The organism is Mycobacterium sp. (genome assembly GCF_049683355.1).
Taxonomy (GTDB): domain Bacteria; phylum Actinomycetota; class Actinomycetes; order Mycobacteriales; family Mycobacteriaceae; genus Mycobacterium.
Window position 1 is genome coordinate 1 of the sequence record NZ_JBAUJB010000042.1, and the last position, 15,278, is coordinate 15,278.

The following is a 15,278-nucleotide window of genomic DNA, read 5'->3' on the forward strand; positions in this document are numbered from 1 at the left end:
GGCCAACCGGTTGCGCAGCCGCAGGATGTCGGCGTACTGGTCCAGGATCGCCTGCTTGTCGCCCAACCCCACCTCGGCGATGCGCCGCGAGATCGCCCGCACGATCTCCGTCAGCTCCGACACCGCAGCCAGCGCCCGCGGGGTGGCCCGCAGCGTCAACCGGGTGCCGCGGTTGAACTCCACCGCGCCCAGGCCCGTGTTCACCCGGTCGATCTGCTCGCTGATCCGCCGTGCCTCCTGCTCGGCCACCCGGTGCAGCGTCAGGATCGCATCCGGAGCCTGCTCGGTGACCAGCCGCATCATCCGCTCGTAGGCCTCCGGCAGTTCGCGCTCGTCGATGTGGCGGCACAGCGCCACGTAGTCGTGCACGCGCTCGTCGAAATCGTCCGAATCGTTCGGCACCGCATCCGGGAAGGCGGTGTCGAACGTGTTGAGGATGCGGGCCAGCTCGTCGTAGGACCGACGCCTGCTCTCCCGCAGCTGCTCGCGTTCCCGCTTGATCGCGGCGAAGAGCGCCTCGCGGTGCGGTTCGGGGTTCAGCAGCTCCAACGATACCGGGATCTGAGCGGCATACCGGTGCAGCAGCTCGGTCAACGGTTCGGAGACGAAGCCAGGCGAGAGCCGCTCGGACAGCTCCAGCAGCTGGGTCCGGCGCCCGTCCAGATCGTCGCGACGGGTCTGCACCGCGCCCCGGCGCGTCATCAGTTTCTGGATCTGCGACCAGCATTCGTCGGCGCGGGCGTTGAGCGCCTCGATGTCGGGGTGTTCGGCGAGCAGCAGTTCGTACTGTTCGCGCAGCCGGTCGGCGTGCCCGTCGGCGGTCTCGGTGTCGATCTGGCTCCACTGCGGGTACTGCTCGCAGATCGCCTTGCACGCCGCGGCCCGGTCCCGCCACTGCTGGCGCTGCGCGGCGATGTCGTCGGCCGCGCGGCGGGCCTTCTGGTAGGTCTCCTCGGCGGCGGCCAGGTCGACGGTCAGCGCATTGATCTTGGCGGACACGTCGCCCTGGTAGAGGTATTCCGACTGTTTGAGGGGGCGTCGGTCGTCCTTGATCGCCAACCGGTCGGAGTCCTTGTACAGGCCTGTGTCGGTGACCGCGCGGCGGAACCGGCTGAACACCTCGGGGGTGTCGACACAGATGTGGTCGCCGGCGGCGCTGACGATGTCGACCGCTTCGGCAGCGCACGGATGTGCCGGGTCGACGACGAACAGCTTGCCTGCCAACGTGTTCGGCTCCGGTTCGACGGGCTCGGTGCCGAACGACTTGACCCGGACGTGGTGCAGCGCCAGCCGGCCCCGCATGTCGGTCTCGTTGACAAACCGCAGCACCCTCGCGTGGTGCCGGTCGGGGACCAGCAGCCGCAGGCCGGCGCCGCGCAGCACCTTCTCCACCGCGACTCGCCACCGGCTCTGCTCCGGCCGCAGGTCCATCAGCTCGGCCACGTAGGGGAGCTGGGTCGCCTCGACACCGGTTGCGGCGCAGATGTGGTCGCGCATCGTCAGCGCGAACTCCGGCAGTGCCGACCCGACGTGTTCGACGCGCTTGAGTTCCTTGGCCGCGTCATCACGGGTGATGCGGGCCGCTTTCTGGGCGTACTCGGCGTCGGTGGACGCCTCCCGGTTGCGTTCCACCCGGGCCAGCAGCTCGGTGGCCTGCGCCAGCAGCTCCTCCCGCAGGTTCCAGAACTCGTCGGCGCTGTCCGGGATGTCGAGGCCCTGTGCGACGAGCAGATCCGCGTAGGCGTTTCGTCGCCGCGACACCTGTTCGGCCTCGGTCTCGGCGGCGGTGACCTGCGACTGCAGCGGACCGATGCTGGAGCTGGTGCCGCTGATCTGTGCGTTGAGCGAATCCGCTTCGGCCTTGGCCAGATTCAGCGACCGGGTGACGTCCTCGTATTCGTTGTCGAGCTGGTCGACGGTGGTGTCCAGCGTCGCGATCTGCGTGGGGCACTGCGCCAGCCGGACATGATCGGTGAACGCCTGCACCATCGGCGCGTCCACCAGATCGATGATCCCCAGATCCGAGGACTCCGAGGCGTAACGCTGCTGGATGGTCTCGATGTCGCCGAGGATCTTGCGTTTGCGCTGCGCGACGGCCAGCAACTCGCGGGCCTCGACCAATGGGTCGATCTGCTTGAGCGCCTCAGGCAGCCGGGCCAGGCTGTCGGGTTCGTCGAGCATGAACTCGCGAACAAACTGTTCGAGTCCGCCAACACTTTTCAGCGACTTTGCCTTGCCCAGCAGCTGCTGGGCGGCGTCGGAGGCCCGGATGCCGATGGTCGCGTACAGCTGGGCCAGATACTGCGACTCCACCTTGGTGGTGAACCGCCAGCCGCCGTCCTTGAACACACCCGTGTCGAACCGCCCGGCGGCCCAGCGGTTGCACACGTCCTCGATGTCGAGGTCGCCGTCGCCGAGCACGAAGCGGCTCGACGAATCCGAACGGGACTCCCCGGTCAGCCATTTGAGCACCAGCCCGGTGACGGTGCGTCCGGAGTCGCCGGCGTAGGTGACCGCCACGGCCGACCATGCGGCGCCCTCACCGCGCAGATACATCACCCGGCTGGTGCCGCCGTCGCTGCGCTGCCCCCACGCGCCACGCACGTACTTGTCCACAGTCCGTCGGCCCGCGCTGGATCCGGCGGCGGTGTTGTCACCGGAGGCGTTGAAGTTGCGCCGGTTGAACGGCAGGAAGCCCAGCGAGATCGCATCCAGCAGTGAGGACTTGCCGCTACCGGAGGCGCCCGCGATCAGCGCTCCGCCCGGGCTGAACGGGATCGAGTGGTAACCGTCGAACACCCCCCAGTTGATCACCTGCAGCCGGGAGAGATGGAACTGCTCAGTCAAGTTGGATCTCCTCGGCCGGGACGCCGCCACGCATCAGCAGCTCGAACTGCTGTTGGAGCTCGGTGATCACCGAGGCGGTCATGATCGCGGTGATCACCGGGCTGATGGTGTAGCTGTCCGCGTCGTCGCGGGTCTTGCGCAGGATCTCGAGCCCGGCCAGCCGGGCGATCGCACCGTCGACGCGCGCGGTGAACGTGACCGCGTCGCGGTCGGTGTCGTTGAGCACACCGGAGAACAACCCGTGGATCTCCTCGCGGCTGATCAGCACGGCCTGCCCGCCCGATGCGCGCATCATCTGCGCCAGGTGCAACGCCAGGATGGAGTCGTAGGTGCCCAACGGTTCACGGCGCAGAAGCTTGATACCCCTGGCGGATTCGTAACGGGCCTGTTCGACGAATGCGACTCCGACTGATTGAAGGTCCGTCTCCACTATGCGCAGCAACAGGTCCAGCTCCGACAGCCGGACGCTGAGCTGGTCGCGGTACTCCAGCACCCAGCGGTAGACGTCGGCGTCGATTTCGGCGCTGATGTAGCGGCGGGTCAGCAGGTGCTGCAGCGCCCAGCAGGCGCGGTCGGGCAACTCGGAGACGTCGCCGTCGAAGCGCGGCCGGCGGGCAACGGGTGGGTGGGCCGGCTGGTCGACCTGGGGAAGCGTCGAGAAGTCGATGTCGGCTTCGGTGGCCACGTGCGTTCCTCGCTCTGTAGTTGATCGGACGCCCCAACATAGGTCACGGTCCTGACATCGTCAGCGCCGCATGGGCAGTGTCGGCGCACAAAATCGAGGCCGCCACCGGTTTCCCGACGTCAGCGGAATATCTGCGCCCGTGGTCAATGGGCCGACGTGTCGAAGGGTGATACCGCTGTGAAGAATGAGGCGCACGATGCGTCATGCGATCAAGGACATCCGAAGGAATGCCAACGCGCACAAACGGCTTACGTCCGGGTCGAACATCCAACCCATCAGGCCTCATCAGCGCCTATGCTCGACGTCATGGCTGACCTTGACCGCGCCGCCACGCGCCGGGAGATCACCGATGCGCTGATCACCGCGCTTGACCGCCGACATGAAGTGCTTGATGCGATCGTGGACGCCGACAACCGGGCGGCGGCCGTCGACGCGGTGGCCGCGTTGCTGGGTATCGCGTCCCTGGGGGCCGAAGCAGTGGTCGCGCTGCCGTTGCATCGGCTCACCAAGGACTCGCGCCGACAGATCGCGGCCGAACTCGACGACCTCAACAGTCAGCTGACCTTCACGCTGATCGAGCGGCCGGACAGTTCCGGCGAGCATCTGGTGCTGCGGCAGTTTTCCAGCGAGTCTGACCGAGACCTTTTCGAGGCCAGGACGGCCGAGATCGGCGCAGCCGGCGACGGCTCCGGCGGGCCGGCGGGCAGTCTCGACGACGAGATCGGCTCGGCTGTCGGCCGGATCGACGCGGAGGACGCCGTCTGGCTGGTAGCCGAAAAAGGAACGCAGGCAGTCGGAATGGTGTTCGGCGAGCTGGCAGACGGCGAGGTCGAGGTCCGGGTGTGGATTCATCCCGACCACCGACACCACGGGTACGGCACTGCGGCGCTGCGCAAATCCCGTTCAGAGATGGCCGCGTATTTTCCCGCCGTGCCATTGGTCATTCGCGCGCCCGGCGCCGCCGGATGAGGCTTCTTCGCACACAGTGATCAACCGGGTTGACCTGTCGGACAGGGTGATTGAACGCGTGGACCTAGCGGTGGTCTTCCGCGAGTCGATCCAGCCGGGGGTCATGCACTGGCATCGGCGAGGGTGGTGATCGGTTCGGTGAACATGAGGCATGGGACGGCCATCTCCCGGTCGCGGCCGTCGAGTGATGTGAAGCGGACGGTGGTCTCCTCGGTGGTGTCGGCCAGGGGCTGCTTGAGGGCCCAGGACCACAGCACGATGACGTGGCCGAGGTAGGCGGTGTCGAGCATGGCGACGGCGTCGGGTAGCGAGACGGGCCCGGTGGCCAGCGCGTGGTTGAGCATGTCCGACATCGCCGGCGCGTCGACCTGGGTGGTTAGGGCGGCGAAGCTGGTCAGGTCGATTTCGCTGCCGCCGGCCTGGGCGGGTCTGGGGTTGGACAGGTCCCCGATCTTGAAGCTCAGCGCTCCGACAGAGCTGATCGCGTGCCGGGCCAACGGGACGTCGATGTCCAGCCGCGAATCGGTCAGCGAGGTCTTCAGCAGGGCGCGCGCCGCGCCGATGGCCTCGTTGAGCTGACGGGCCACCCCTCGGCTCTGTTCCAGCGTGCCGAACGCGGTGAACCGTTTGACCCGCTGGGCGCAGCGCTGCTGGATCCGTTCGACCTCGTCGATCTGGTGGCCGACCAGCTCGAAGAACCCGGCCATCACCCTGCGCAGCGCCGGGTCCAGGGCTGGCAGAGCGTCGGCGACCGCTGCCACGTCGGCCTCGAACTCGGCACGCTGGTCGGGGTCGTTGATCATCCGCAGGAAGGCGCGGTGGCTGTCACGGCCCTGCGAATCCCAGGCTGCCTGGTAGTCGGTGTACATCTTGCGCTGCCGGTCGCGGTAGGCGACATTGCTGTCGATCGGGTCGTCGAGGGCCGCGGTGGCCTGCTCGATCATCGTGCCGTACTGGCCGATGTCGGTGATCAGCCGTTCCATCTGCAAGGCGATGGCGCGGGCCTCGTCGTAGGAGTCGGTGACGTCGGGCGCGGGCCGGGTGCCGGCGTCGAGTTCGTCGAGTTCGGCCTGCAACAGCGTGATCTCGTGCTCGATGCTCTTGCGGATGCGCGCCGGGTCATTGCCGACCCGCACCGCCACCTGCTTGAGCCGGGAGGCGATGCCGTTGATCGAGCCGCCGGTGGCGATCGTGTCGTTGCGCCGCATCCCGCGGACGAAGTCCAAAGCGCGACGCGCGTCCTGGGTGAGGTAGCAGATGTTCTGGTCGTGGCGCTCGGCTCGGGCGTCGACGAGGCGGTGCACCCAGCCCTGGCTGGCCCACGACTTGATCAGGGCAAGGCCTGACTGCCCGTCGGGATGGCCGAGATCGTCGAGGTCGCGTTCCAACCGCACCACCAACTCGGTCTCGGGCACGGCGCCGCCGCTGAGGTGACGTTCCATCAAGGTCGAGTACAGGCTCAGGTTGGTGGTGGCCAGTAGCCGCAGCGCGCGGGATCCCTGCACATCGCGGTTGAGTTCGAGCAGTTCAGCGGACGACAGCGCAGCGCTGTCCGGGGTTCCGTCCACGTGGGCTCCTCGCTGCGTCTGGCGTCTTCGTCGGACGGTCCAAGATAGGTCACCGCGCCGACACGGGCGGCGCGGGGTGACGGGTCTTGGACCCTATCGCGGGCTGCTGGCGGCGAGCTCCACGCCAGGATTGTGGAGTCGACGGTTCGGGGCTGCCAGCGCAGCCCTCAGGTCGATCTGCACCCGAACGTCCGTCGAGCGTCACCCCCAGGACGCCGGAGACCTCCGGTCAGCCGTTCACGTCACCACCTGCCCGACGACGACGTCGGTGCGCCCTCATGCCTTCCTGAGCATCCATGCCGGAATCCAATGCGTCACCAGGTCGCGCCGGGGTCCGTGGCTCACCGGGTAGCTGACCAGTCCCCACCAATGGCCCTGCTCGCACATTCCCCAGCGGGTCAGTTCACCGCGCACCACCTTGTGCATCTGTAGTCCGAACGGGTGATACCGGCCGTGGCTGTGCGGTTCGCGGGGGAACAGCGAGGCCAGGTCCACCAGCACGTCCTGCGGCGGGTCGACCGTGCGGAAGACCACGGGGGTCGGCTGACCGCCGTGGCCGATGCTCTGCAGATCACCCACGCGTCGATCATACGTTCGAATGGATAGTACGTTCAGCGGTCCGTCGACTGGTGTTCACGGACTGACCGCCGGGCCATCACTTGCTCAGGACAGGGTGGCTCGACGCAACGGGACAACTGAAGAGGTGACGCATGACCGCGATGAAACTGCGGAATATGGTGCGGGCGGCGACCGCGGTGACGGTCACAGCGCTGATGGTGGTCGGCTGCGGTTCCGACAGTGGGGACGATGCCACCGAAACGCCGACACCCGACATGCCGCGCGCCACGTCACCGATCGACTGGGACCTGCCTGCCGGGCAGCGTTACCACCGCACGGCCACCTATCCGGTGCACCTGAACAAGCCCGCCGAAGATGATGTCGAAACCGAGACCGTCGCCGAGATCTCCACGGTCACCCCCGACGGCAACACCGTCATCTACACTGACGCCGCAGCCAAACGCATCGGCTTCATCGACGTGCGCGATCCCGCGCAACCTGTTGGGCTGGGCACACTTTCGCTCAGTGAGCTCGGCAACGCCGACGACCAGCCCACCTCGGTGGCCGCCGTCGGCGAGTTCGTGCTGGTTGTCGTCGACACTACTGGAGGCGACTTCCCCAACCCGTCGGGACGTGTCGACGTCGTGCGCGTCGGCGACCGGACCCGGGTGCACAGCGTCGATCTGGATGGGCAACCCGATTCGATCGCCATCAGCCCGGACGGGTCGTTCGCGGCGATCGCCATGGAGAACCAGCGCGACGAGGAGTTCACGCCAGCCGGCGGCGAGGAGGGTGACCTGCCGCAACCGCCGACAGGCTTTGTGCAACTGATCGATCTCGCCGGGGCGCCCACCGGCTGGACGCCGCGGCGGGTCGACTTCGACGTCGAACAGGCCCGCGACGCCGGGCTCGCTATCCCGGAGGACCTCGAGCCGGAGTACGTCGCCATCAACTCCCGCGGCCAGGTCGCGGTCACCCTTCAGGAGAACAACGGCATCGCGGTGATCGACGGGCGCACCGGCGAGATGTCCCGGATCTTTTCTGCCGGAACCCAATCCGTCGAGGGAATCGACACCGCCGAGGACGGCACGATCGACCAGACCGGCTCGATCCCGGACACACCGCGGGAGCCCGACGCGCTCGGCTGGATCGGTGACGAGCACCTGGCCACCGCCAACGAGGGCGACTGGAAGGGCGGTACCCGCGGCTGGACGATCTTCGATGCCGGCACCGGGGAGGTGGTCTGGGACGCCGGAAACACCTTCGAGCAGCTCGCGGTGCGCGCAGGCCTGCACATCGAGAGCAGGGCCGAATCCAAGGGCCCGGAGCCGGAAGGCCTGGCGATCACCGACATCGGCGGCCGCCCGACCGCGCTGGTGGCCTCCGAGCGCAGCAACTTCATCGCGGTCTACGACGTCAGCGACGTGACCGCGCCACAGTTCCGCCAGCTCCTGCCGACCACTCCCGGGCCCGAGGGCATCCTGGCGGTCCCGTCGCGCAACCTGCTGGTCATCTCGTCGGAGGCTGACGACGCCGAGGCCGGGGTGCGCGCCTCGGTCACCGTCTACGGATTCGGCGAGGAGTTCGCCAGTGACGCAACTGCTTTCCCGTCCATCGTCTCCGGTGACATCGACGGTGTGCCGATCGCCTGGGGCGCACTCGGCGCGCTGAGCGCCGACCCGGCAGATGAGAACCGGCTGTACACCGCCACCGACATCGCCTACGGACCGGCTCGGATACTCGGCGTGGACGTGTCACAGACACCGGCGTTGATCGACAGCGAGCTGGCGGTCACCGACAACGGGGAACCGGTCGCCCTCGACGTCGAAGGTATCTCTGCCCGCCCCGACGGCGGTTTCGTGCTGGCGGTGGAGGGCGAGGAAGGGCCCGGCAACGAGCTGGTGTACGTCGCCGCTGACGGCGGCATCGAGAACCGGGTCAGTTTGCCCGGCGACATCGCGGCGGAGCTCGGTGGTCAGGGGCTCGAAGGTGTTGCTGTCGACGGTGATTCCGTCTGGGTGGCGCTACAGCGTGAGCTCCGCAGCGACCCGCCGGGGCTGGTCCGCATCGGGCGCTACAGTCCTGACGGCGACAGCTGGGAGTGGTTCGGCTATGGGCTGGAAAGCACCGACGTGGAGGGCGACTGGATCGGATTGTCGGAGATCGCCGTGCACGACGGCGCGCTGCTGGTGTTGGAGCGGGACAAGCTCAACGGTCCCGATGCGCGGGTCAAGGCGATCTATCGGGTGGCGATGCCCGACGGGCCGGGCATGACGTCGGCCGGGGAAGCGCCGCCGGTGCTTTCGAAGACCCTGGCGCGCGATCTGCTCCCCGATCTGGCCGCGACGAACGGTTTCGTGCAGGAGAAGGTCGAGGGCTTCGCGGTGGCCGGCAACCAAACCCTCTACGTCGTCACCGACAATGACGGACTCGACGACGCCAACGGCGAGACGGTCTTCCTGGATCTCGGACCGGCGGGTGAGGCACTCGCCGGGTAGGCCTCAGGTCGCGTACTCCCTGGGGCGATGCTGTACCGACACCCAGTGATCGGCGGTGAATTCGTCGATCGCCCACTGGCCGCCGAATCGGCCGATACCGGAGTGCTTTTCACCACCGAAGGTGGTGTCGGCGTCGTCGTTGACCGGTGAGTCGTTGATGTGTGTCATCCCCGCCTGGACCCGGCGGGCGAACCCTACCGCCCGCTCCACGTCCTGGCTGAACACCGCCGAGGACAGGCCGCACTCGGTGTCGTTGGCCAGCCGGAGTGCGTCATCCTCATCGGTGGCCCGGATCACCGTCATCACCGGGCCGAACACTTCCTCGCGCGCCGTGGCGACATCGTTGCCACCGCTGAGCACGTGCGGCGGAAGGCACAACCCCGTGGGCCTGACGGATCGCCGCCCAGCAGAACCTCGGCGCCGTCGTCGGTCGCCCGTTGGAGTTGTCCTGGATGCCCTCCAACTGTGAGGAGTTGATGACCCGGCCGAGCTGGTTGTTCGGATCGCTCGGATCGCCTCGCGTTGAGGTCATCGGCGTCAGCCTGACCGATCTCGGCAAGTGTGTCACCGTTGTACGGGTCGGTGCTGGCTCGCGTCTTGCCCGACGAGCCGGCGCGCCACCGTCCCCCGATGGGCATCGTGTCGAATTCGGGGTAGGTACTCTTCACGGCACCTCCCTGTGTGCCGGTCCCGGGTCGGGCGGACCCTCGGGTGTCGGCGCGTTCGGGGGATCGTCAGGGGTGAGGCGTTCGGGTACCTCGGCCGGCGTGAGCCGTTCCGGTGATTCGTCGGGTTGTGTGTCCATCGCCAAGGCGTACCCCGTGGGCCTACCCCGCAACCGCCGCCGCGCGGAACTCGTCGAGCACCTCGGCACCCTCGGGCCCGTCCCACAGCACCTGGGTCAGCAGCAGCCCGGCGGTCCCGGTGTGGGGATCGGTGCGCCATCCGGTGCCCAGGCCGCCGTCCCAGCCGTACCGTCCGTCGGCTTCCACGCACTGCCCGTAGCCCCAGCCCGCGCCGTCGAGGAACATGCCGGCGTCGTGTCGTTGCTGCGGCGTCAGGTGGTCTGTGGTCATCGCCGTCAGCGCCGCGGTCGTGATCAGCCGGCCGTCCCGGAGCGCGTCGGTGAACGCGATCAGGTCGTCGATCGTCGACACCAGACCCGCTGAACCCAAAGGGAACTCGGGGGCGGAGGCCCACATGCCGTCGACCGGATCGAAGACCGCGAAGCCGTGCTCGCCGCGTGCCAGCTGCGGAACGAACCGGTGCAGCTTGTCGGGCACGACGTGGAAACCGGTGTCCACCATGCCCGCAGACGTGTACACCCGCTCGGCGAGCACCTCGGGCAGCGGCTTGTCGGCCACCCGCGACAGCAGCACCCCGAGCAGATCCGCCGGTGTCTGGTACAGCCAGCGGGTTCCCGGTGCGGCGATCAGCGGAAGCGCCGCCAGACGTGTGTGATCGGATCGGCCAGCGCGATCTCCCCGGAGTCCACCATGGCCATCGCGGCGGTGGCGACGATCGGCTTCGAGATGGACGCGATCCGCATGATGGTGTTGCGCCGCAGTGGCGAGCCGAAACCGTCGTCGCCGCCGACGTAGATCGCCGGGCAGCGGCTTGTCGGGCCGTCACCGCGGCGATGGCGCCGGGCACCTTGCCGGCGGCGATCGCGTCGTCCAGCACGTGTTCGAAGGTCATACCGGTACCGACCGTACGGTCCGCCCGGATTCATCGCGCCGCCAGTCCGGCGAGGATCACGCTCAGTCCGAACGCATACGCGGCGTCGGCGTTGTTGGCCGCGTTCTGCGCCTGACCGGCGGCCGTGCCGACCCGCGACGCCAGCGGGAACCGTTCGTCGACGCCGAGGCCGGCGAGCTTGGCGCCTTCCCGGTCCCACCACTGCTCGGGAGTCTCCTGGGCGCGTTCCCGCCGCGCGTGCGCCAGCGCCCGGGAACTGGAGCGGACAAAATCCAGCACCAGTGTCAGGGCCGCGTCGCGCTCGGCGTCGGGAAGCGGAAGTTGCTGCACTGCAGCGAGTTCGCGCTCGTATTTGGTCAGCGTGCCCGGACCCAGGACGGCGCGCTCGGACTCGACCTCGGCCAGCCACGGATGTGCGTCGAACAGCTGCAGGTTGTCGGAGGCGACCGCGGTCAGCCGCTCGGCCCAGTCACCGGACAGTTCGGTGTGGGCCATGTCCAGGCGGCACTGGTCGACCATCAGCGCGATCAGTTGCTCGCGGCTCTCGACGTAGGAGTACAGCGACATCACCGGCGTGCTCAGCGCCTCAGCGACATCACGCAGCGTGAACGACAGCCCGTGGCGGTCGGCGACGGTGATGGCCGCGGCGACGACGTCGTCGGTGGCCAGCTTCGGGGGGCGGCCCCGGCGCTGCGGCCGGGGCATGTGGTGGCGCCACAGCAGGTCGACGGTCTCCACGGCGGCTCCTCGGTTGCATTCTCGTATATAGTACGGATAATAGTTCCCGTATGGAATACGAGAAAGGCGTCCGATGAAGATCACCGCTACCGCTGTGTCGCTGAACGTCGCCGATCCGCAGGCATCCGCGGACTTTCTGGCCCGCCACGTCGGGTTCACGACCGCGATGCAGGCCGACGGGTTCGTGGCGCTGTCCCACCCCGACGGCGGGCCGAGTGTGGCCTACCTGCGCACCGGGTTGCCGTCGTTCAAACCCAGCCACCGCGCGGGGAGCGCCGGAGAGGGTCTGCTGCTGGCGTTCGTCGTCGACGACGTGGACGCCGCCTACGAGACCGTCCGTGCTGGGGCGCCACCGCCGTCACGCCTCCCGAGACCGAGCCGTGGGGTGTGCGCTACTGCCAGTTCGAGGATCCCAACGGCATCATCGTGCAGGTCGTCGCGTGGGTGTGAGCAGCCCCGCCGCGGAATTGGGGGTACCTCCCGCTTGCGGGGGACATCCCGGGTCGTGATTCGGCCGGAAACCACAGCCGTGGGTTAACTCTCAGCGGGTGCAGAGACGGCGCAACGTTGCCAGTGCGTCGTCGACGTCGGACTCGGTCGTCGACCACGAGCAGACGAACCGCACCACCGGCACCGCCGGATCGGGCTGGTGCACGGCGTAGGACTGTGCCAGCGGCCGACGCACGTCGGCGGGCAGGTGCACGAACACCTCGTTGGCCTCCACCGGTGAAGCCAGCTGCAACCCCATTCCCGTCATCCCGGTGCTGAGCCGGCGGGCCATCGTGTTCGCGTGCCTGGCGGTGTCGAGCCACAGACCGTCCTGCAGCATCGCCAGGAACTGGGCGGCGACGTACCGGTGCTTGCTGGCCAGGTGGCCGATCTGCTTCTGCACGAAGTGGATTCCACTGAAGTGCTCGGGACGACGAACCAGGACGGCGTCGCCGAACAGCATGCCGTTCTTGGTGCCGCCCACGGTGACGATGTCCGCGTCGGCGATCGCCTGGGCCCGCGAGACGTCGAGCGCGGCAATGGCATTAGCGATCCGCGAGCCGTCGACGTGCACCAGCAGGCCGCCGGCGTGGGCGTGGTCGACGAACTCGGCGATGGCGGGCGCGGTCCACACCCGGCCGTTCTCGGTGGACTGGGTGATGCTGACGATGCGGGGCTGGGAGTGATGGACCACACCGAGGCGGGCGAGCCGGTGGTCCAGCTCGGCGGGTGCGATCAGGCCGTCATCGCTGGGCAGCCGGGTGAGCTGCGCGCCGGAGAGCCGGACCGGCCCGCCTGCTTCGTCGAGCAGGACGTGCGCGACGTCGCTGCACAGGATTTCGTGCCACGGCCGCACCGCCGAGGCCAGCGCGATGATGTTGGCCGCGGTGCCGGTGAACGCGAAGAGAACCTCGGCGTCCGGCGCGTCGAAGGCCTGCCTGAGGGCGTCGGCCGCACGCCCGGTGACGGCATCGGCGCCGTAGGCCGCGGCGGTCCCGACGTTGACGTCGTGCAGTGCCTGCAACACCCGGGGGTGCGCCGGGGCGGCGTTCTCCGAGGCGAACGCGGTGGAGGCAGACGACACGGTGACCATTCTGCGCCGAGAGTGAAGCCAGGGCTGTGATCGGGCCCGGGATCACGACCCGGAGTGCTATTCCGCGGGGCGGGCGGCGAGCCAGGCGAAGAAGTCGTCGGCGCACACCACCGGCTTGCCGAACTCCCGGGCTTTGCGCGCCTTGCCCGACTGGGTGCCCGCCTCGGCCGTCACCAGCACGTCGCAGCGGGTCTTGCTGACGGTTTTCACCGGTGTCAGCCCGGCCGAGAGTGCAAGCCGCTCGATCTCGTCGCGCTCCACCACCCGGCCCGTGGTGTCCTGCGCGGTCCCGGTGAAGCAGATGCGGGTGCCCGGAGCCAGGATGGTGTTGATGTCGGGCCTCTCGGAAAGCATTGTCTCCGAGAGAACGGTGTGGTGGTCACGGCTGATCAGCAGCCCGGACACCTCGGCGGATTCCGGCTCGTCGAACGCCGACGAACCGGTGTCACCCACCCCGAGTTCGGTGACGGCCGCCATGGTCGCCACCGCCACGTCCAGCGCGGATCGCCCGGTGACGACCGCACGGCGCGGTAGGTCCACACCCATCGGCATCGGCACCACATGGCCGAGTCGTTTGAGCTCGAAGTCGATCAGGCCCATCGTCTCGTCGACGTCCACCCCGACAGGTGTGCAGCCGGCCAGCATCGGCGCGATCACCGCCCACGCCTCACGCAGCGTCGGAGCCAGCAGCACGTCGGACACGCTGATGCCGTAGGAGATTCGGGCATCGGCGAGGTCCCGCTGCGGGTTCACCAGCGTCGTCACCGCGGTGCCGTCGTCGAACGCCACCGCCAACTCCACCGGCCGCGGCCGCGACATCCGCCCCTCCTCGCCGACGGTGAGCACGGCGACCGCGCAGTAGCGGCGAGCGTGGTCGGCCGGCACCGAAGCACGCAGGAACCGGGCGATCCGGCGGTCGGTCTTCATGTCCTTGGGCAGCACCGGGCGCTTGAGGACCAGCCCGCCCAGCGACGTGCAGCGGCTCAGGGCGACGTAGAGCTGCCCGAAGGAGAACATGCCACCACTGAGATCCACCACCAGCCGGTGCAGTGTCTGCCCCTGGCTCTTGTGGATGGTGATGGCCCACGCGAGCCGGAACGGCATCTGCGTGTAGGTGCCGACGACTTCACGCCGCAACGAGCCGCCGTCGACGACCGGGCGGGTCGCCTCCCAGGTGAACGGCGTGACATCGGAGGTGGTGCCGTCCGGGAACTCCACCACGACAACGGCTCCGTGGCGGTCGTGGTCGACGCCCACGACACGGGCGATCGTGCCGTTCACCCAGCGGTCGGACTGGTCGTTGTTCAACATCATCACCTGCGCACCGACCTTGAATCGCACGGTCTCCTCGACCGGCGGGTCGAACAACGACAGGTCCCCCGAGGTGCGGGCGTGGTGCACCATCTCGTCGCCGGACAACCTGTCCAGGTGCTGGCGATTGCGTGCGGTCACCAGCCGGTTGGTGGGAGCCAGCGTCATCCAGAACTCGTCGTCGGGCGGGACGAAGTCGGGGTCGGTCCGCGCGTTGAGCTGTTCACGGGCGTGCCCGAGCAGCACGCCTTCACGAATCTCGTTGAGAATGGCCGCCATCCGGTCATCGCCGAGCTGACGGAACGCCGTCGTCAACGCGACGGCCGGGAAGTCCTCGCGGTGGAACGACCGGGCGGAGAAGAAGTACGGCGTCTCGTAGGTGGTAGAGAAGAACTCACGCTCGTCTTCGCCGACCACCGGCGGCAGCTGGTACAGGTCACCGACCAGGACGACCTGCACGCCGCCGAACGGTTGCCCGGGCTGCGGACCGAACTGCTCCAGCGCGGCCGAGAGCATGTCGAACAGGTCGGCGCGCACCATCGCGCCTCGTCGATGATCAGCGTGTCCAGCGAGGCCAGGGTCCTGGCGAAGCGGCCCGGCCGGTAGTCGCCCGACCGCACCTCGTGCGGGCCGGTGGTGGTGCGGAAACCGAACAGCCGGTGATTCGTGTAGCCGTCGACGTTGAGCGCGGCGATGCCGGTCGGTGCGGCCACCACGACGTTGCGGTCGGTGTCGGCCATGAATCGGCGGATCAGCGTGGACTTTCCGGTGCCGGCCTTGCCGGTGAGGAACATGCTGCGGCCCTGCGCCAGCAGCGTCAGGGC

General features: G+C 68.4%; 10 protein-coding genes and 3 pseudogenes. 3 read left to right on the top strand and 10 right to left on the bottom strand.

The genetic code is table 11. The annotated features are described in order from the left end of the window. Together WA944_RS02370 and WA944_RS02375 are read right to left on the bottom strand one after the other, a co-directional pair. On the bottom strand, window positions 1-2,847 hold a 2,847-nt coding region (locus WA944_RS02370), incomplete at its 3' end, for an ATP-binding protein (RefSeq protein ID WP_526646221.1). Beyond that, on the bottom strand, window positions 2,840-3,532 hold the full coding sequence (locus tag WA944_RS02375) for a DUF4194 domain-containing protein (RefSeq protein ID WP_526373766.1): 693 nt from the start codon (window positions 3,530-3,532) through the stop codon (window positions 2,840-2,842). The genes WA944_RS02370 and WA944_RS02375, both read right to left, overlap by 8 nt. Before the next feature lie 306 nt (window positions 3,533-3,838). Between WA944_RS02375 and WA944_RS02380 the strand changes: the two genes are divergently transcribed. Then, complete coding sequence (locus tag WA944_RS02380) at window positions 3,839-4,501, top strand: GNAT family N-acetyltransferase (protein WP_526373765.1); 663 nt, start codon at window positions 3,839-3,841, stop codon at window positions 4,499-4,501. A gap of 101 nt (window positions 4,502-4,602) precedes the next feature. Here WA944_RS02380 and WA944_RS02385 read toward each other — a convergent pair whose 3' ends face one another. Together WA944_RS02385 and WA944_RS02390 are read right to left on the bottom strand one after the other, a co-directional pair. Further along, window positions 4,603-6,069 carry a DUF3375 family protein gene (locus WA944_RS02385; protein ID WP_526373764.1) on the bottom strand — a complete coding sequence of 489 codons (1,467 nt, stop codon included), beginning with the start codon at window positions 6,067-6,069 and terminating at the stop codon, window positions 4,603-4,605. Window positions 6,070-6,345: 276 nt separating this feature from the next. Continuing rightward, entirely contained in the window at window positions 6,346-6,648 is a 303-nt protein-coding gene (locus WA944_RS02390) for a hypothetical protein (RefSeq protein WP_526373763.1), read from the bottom strand. Between the two features lie 140 nt (window positions 6,649-6,788). On the opposite strand from WA944_RS02390, the gene WA944_RS02395 reads away from it, so the two are divergent. Next, a complete protein-coding gene (locus WA944_RS02395) occupies window positions 6,789-9,125 on the top strand; it encodes an esterase-like activity of phytase family protein (RefSeq protein WP_526373762.1) in 2,337 nt (778 codons plus the stop codon). A gap of 3 nt (window positions 9,126-9,128) precedes the next feature. Here WA944_RS02395 and WA944_RS02400 read toward each other — a convergent pair whose 3' ends face one another. The 4 genes and pseudogenes from WA944_RS02400 to WA944_RS02415 form a co-directional block, all read right to left on the bottom strand. Next, window positions 9,129-9,485, bottom strand: coding sequence for an aldehyde dehydrogenase family protein (locus tag WA944_RS02400; protein WP_526373761.1), 357 nt, complete (start codon window positions 9,483-9,485; stop codon window positions 9,129-9,131). Between the two features lie 304 nt (window positions 9,486-9,789). Beyond that, window positions 9,790-9,930 carry a hypothetical protein gene (locus tag WA944_RS02405; protein ID WP_526373760.1) on the bottom strand — a complete coding sequence of 47 codons (141 nt, stop codon included), beginning with the start codon at window positions 9,928-9,930 and terminating at the stop codon, window positions 9,790-9,792. Between the two features lie 22 nt (window positions 9,931-9,952). After that, window positions 9,953-10,857: pseudogene (locus WA944_RS02410) on the bottom strand (serine hydrolase domain-containing protein). Continuing rightward, window positions 10,854-11,561 carry a TetR/AcrR family transcriptional regulator gene (locus WA944_RS02415; protein ID WP_526373759.1) on the bottom strand — a complete coding sequence of 236 codons (708 nt, stop codon included), beginning with the start codon at window positions 11,559-11,561 and terminating at the stop codon, window positions 10,854-10,856. The pseudogene WA944_RS02410 and the gene WA944_RS02415 overlap by 4 nt, the downstream one beginning before the upstream one ends. Window positions 11,562-11,634: 73 nt before the next feature. Here WA944_RS02415 and WA944_RS02420 point away from each other — a divergent pair. After that, a pseudogene (locus tag WA944_RS02420) lies at window positions 11,635-12,011 on the top strand (VOC family protein). Between the two features lie 91 nt (window positions 12,012-12,102). Here the strand turns inward: WA944_RS02420 and WA944_RS02425 are convergent. Together WA944_RS02425 and WA944_RS02430 are read right to left on the bottom strand one after the other, a co-directional pair. Then, complete coding sequence (locus tag WA944_RS02425; protein ID WP_526373758.1) at window positions 12,103-13,134, bottom strand: threonine aldolase family protein; 1,032 nt, start codon at window positions 13,132-13,134, stop codon at window positions 12,103-12,105. A gap of 66 nt (window positions 13,135-13,200) precedes the next feature. Next, window positions 13,201-15,278, bottom strand: a pseudogene (locus WA944_RS02430) (AAA family ATPase); the annotation flags it as partial.

What these genes read in the sequence shown, in the direction of transcription:
- WA944_RS02380 (WP_526373765.1), top strand. Translation starts at nt 3,839, where the DNA reads ATGGCTGACCTTGACCGCGCCGCCACGCGCCGGGAGATCACCGATGCG.
- WA944_RS02395 (WP_526373762.1), top strand. Translation starts at nt 6,789, where the DNA reads ATGAAACTGCGGAATATGGTGCGGGCGGCGACCGCGGTGACGGTCACA.
- WA944_RS02405 (WP_526373760.1), bottom strand. Translation starts at nt 9,930, where the DNA reads ATGGACACACAACCCGACGAATCACCGGAACGGCTCACGCCGGCCGAG.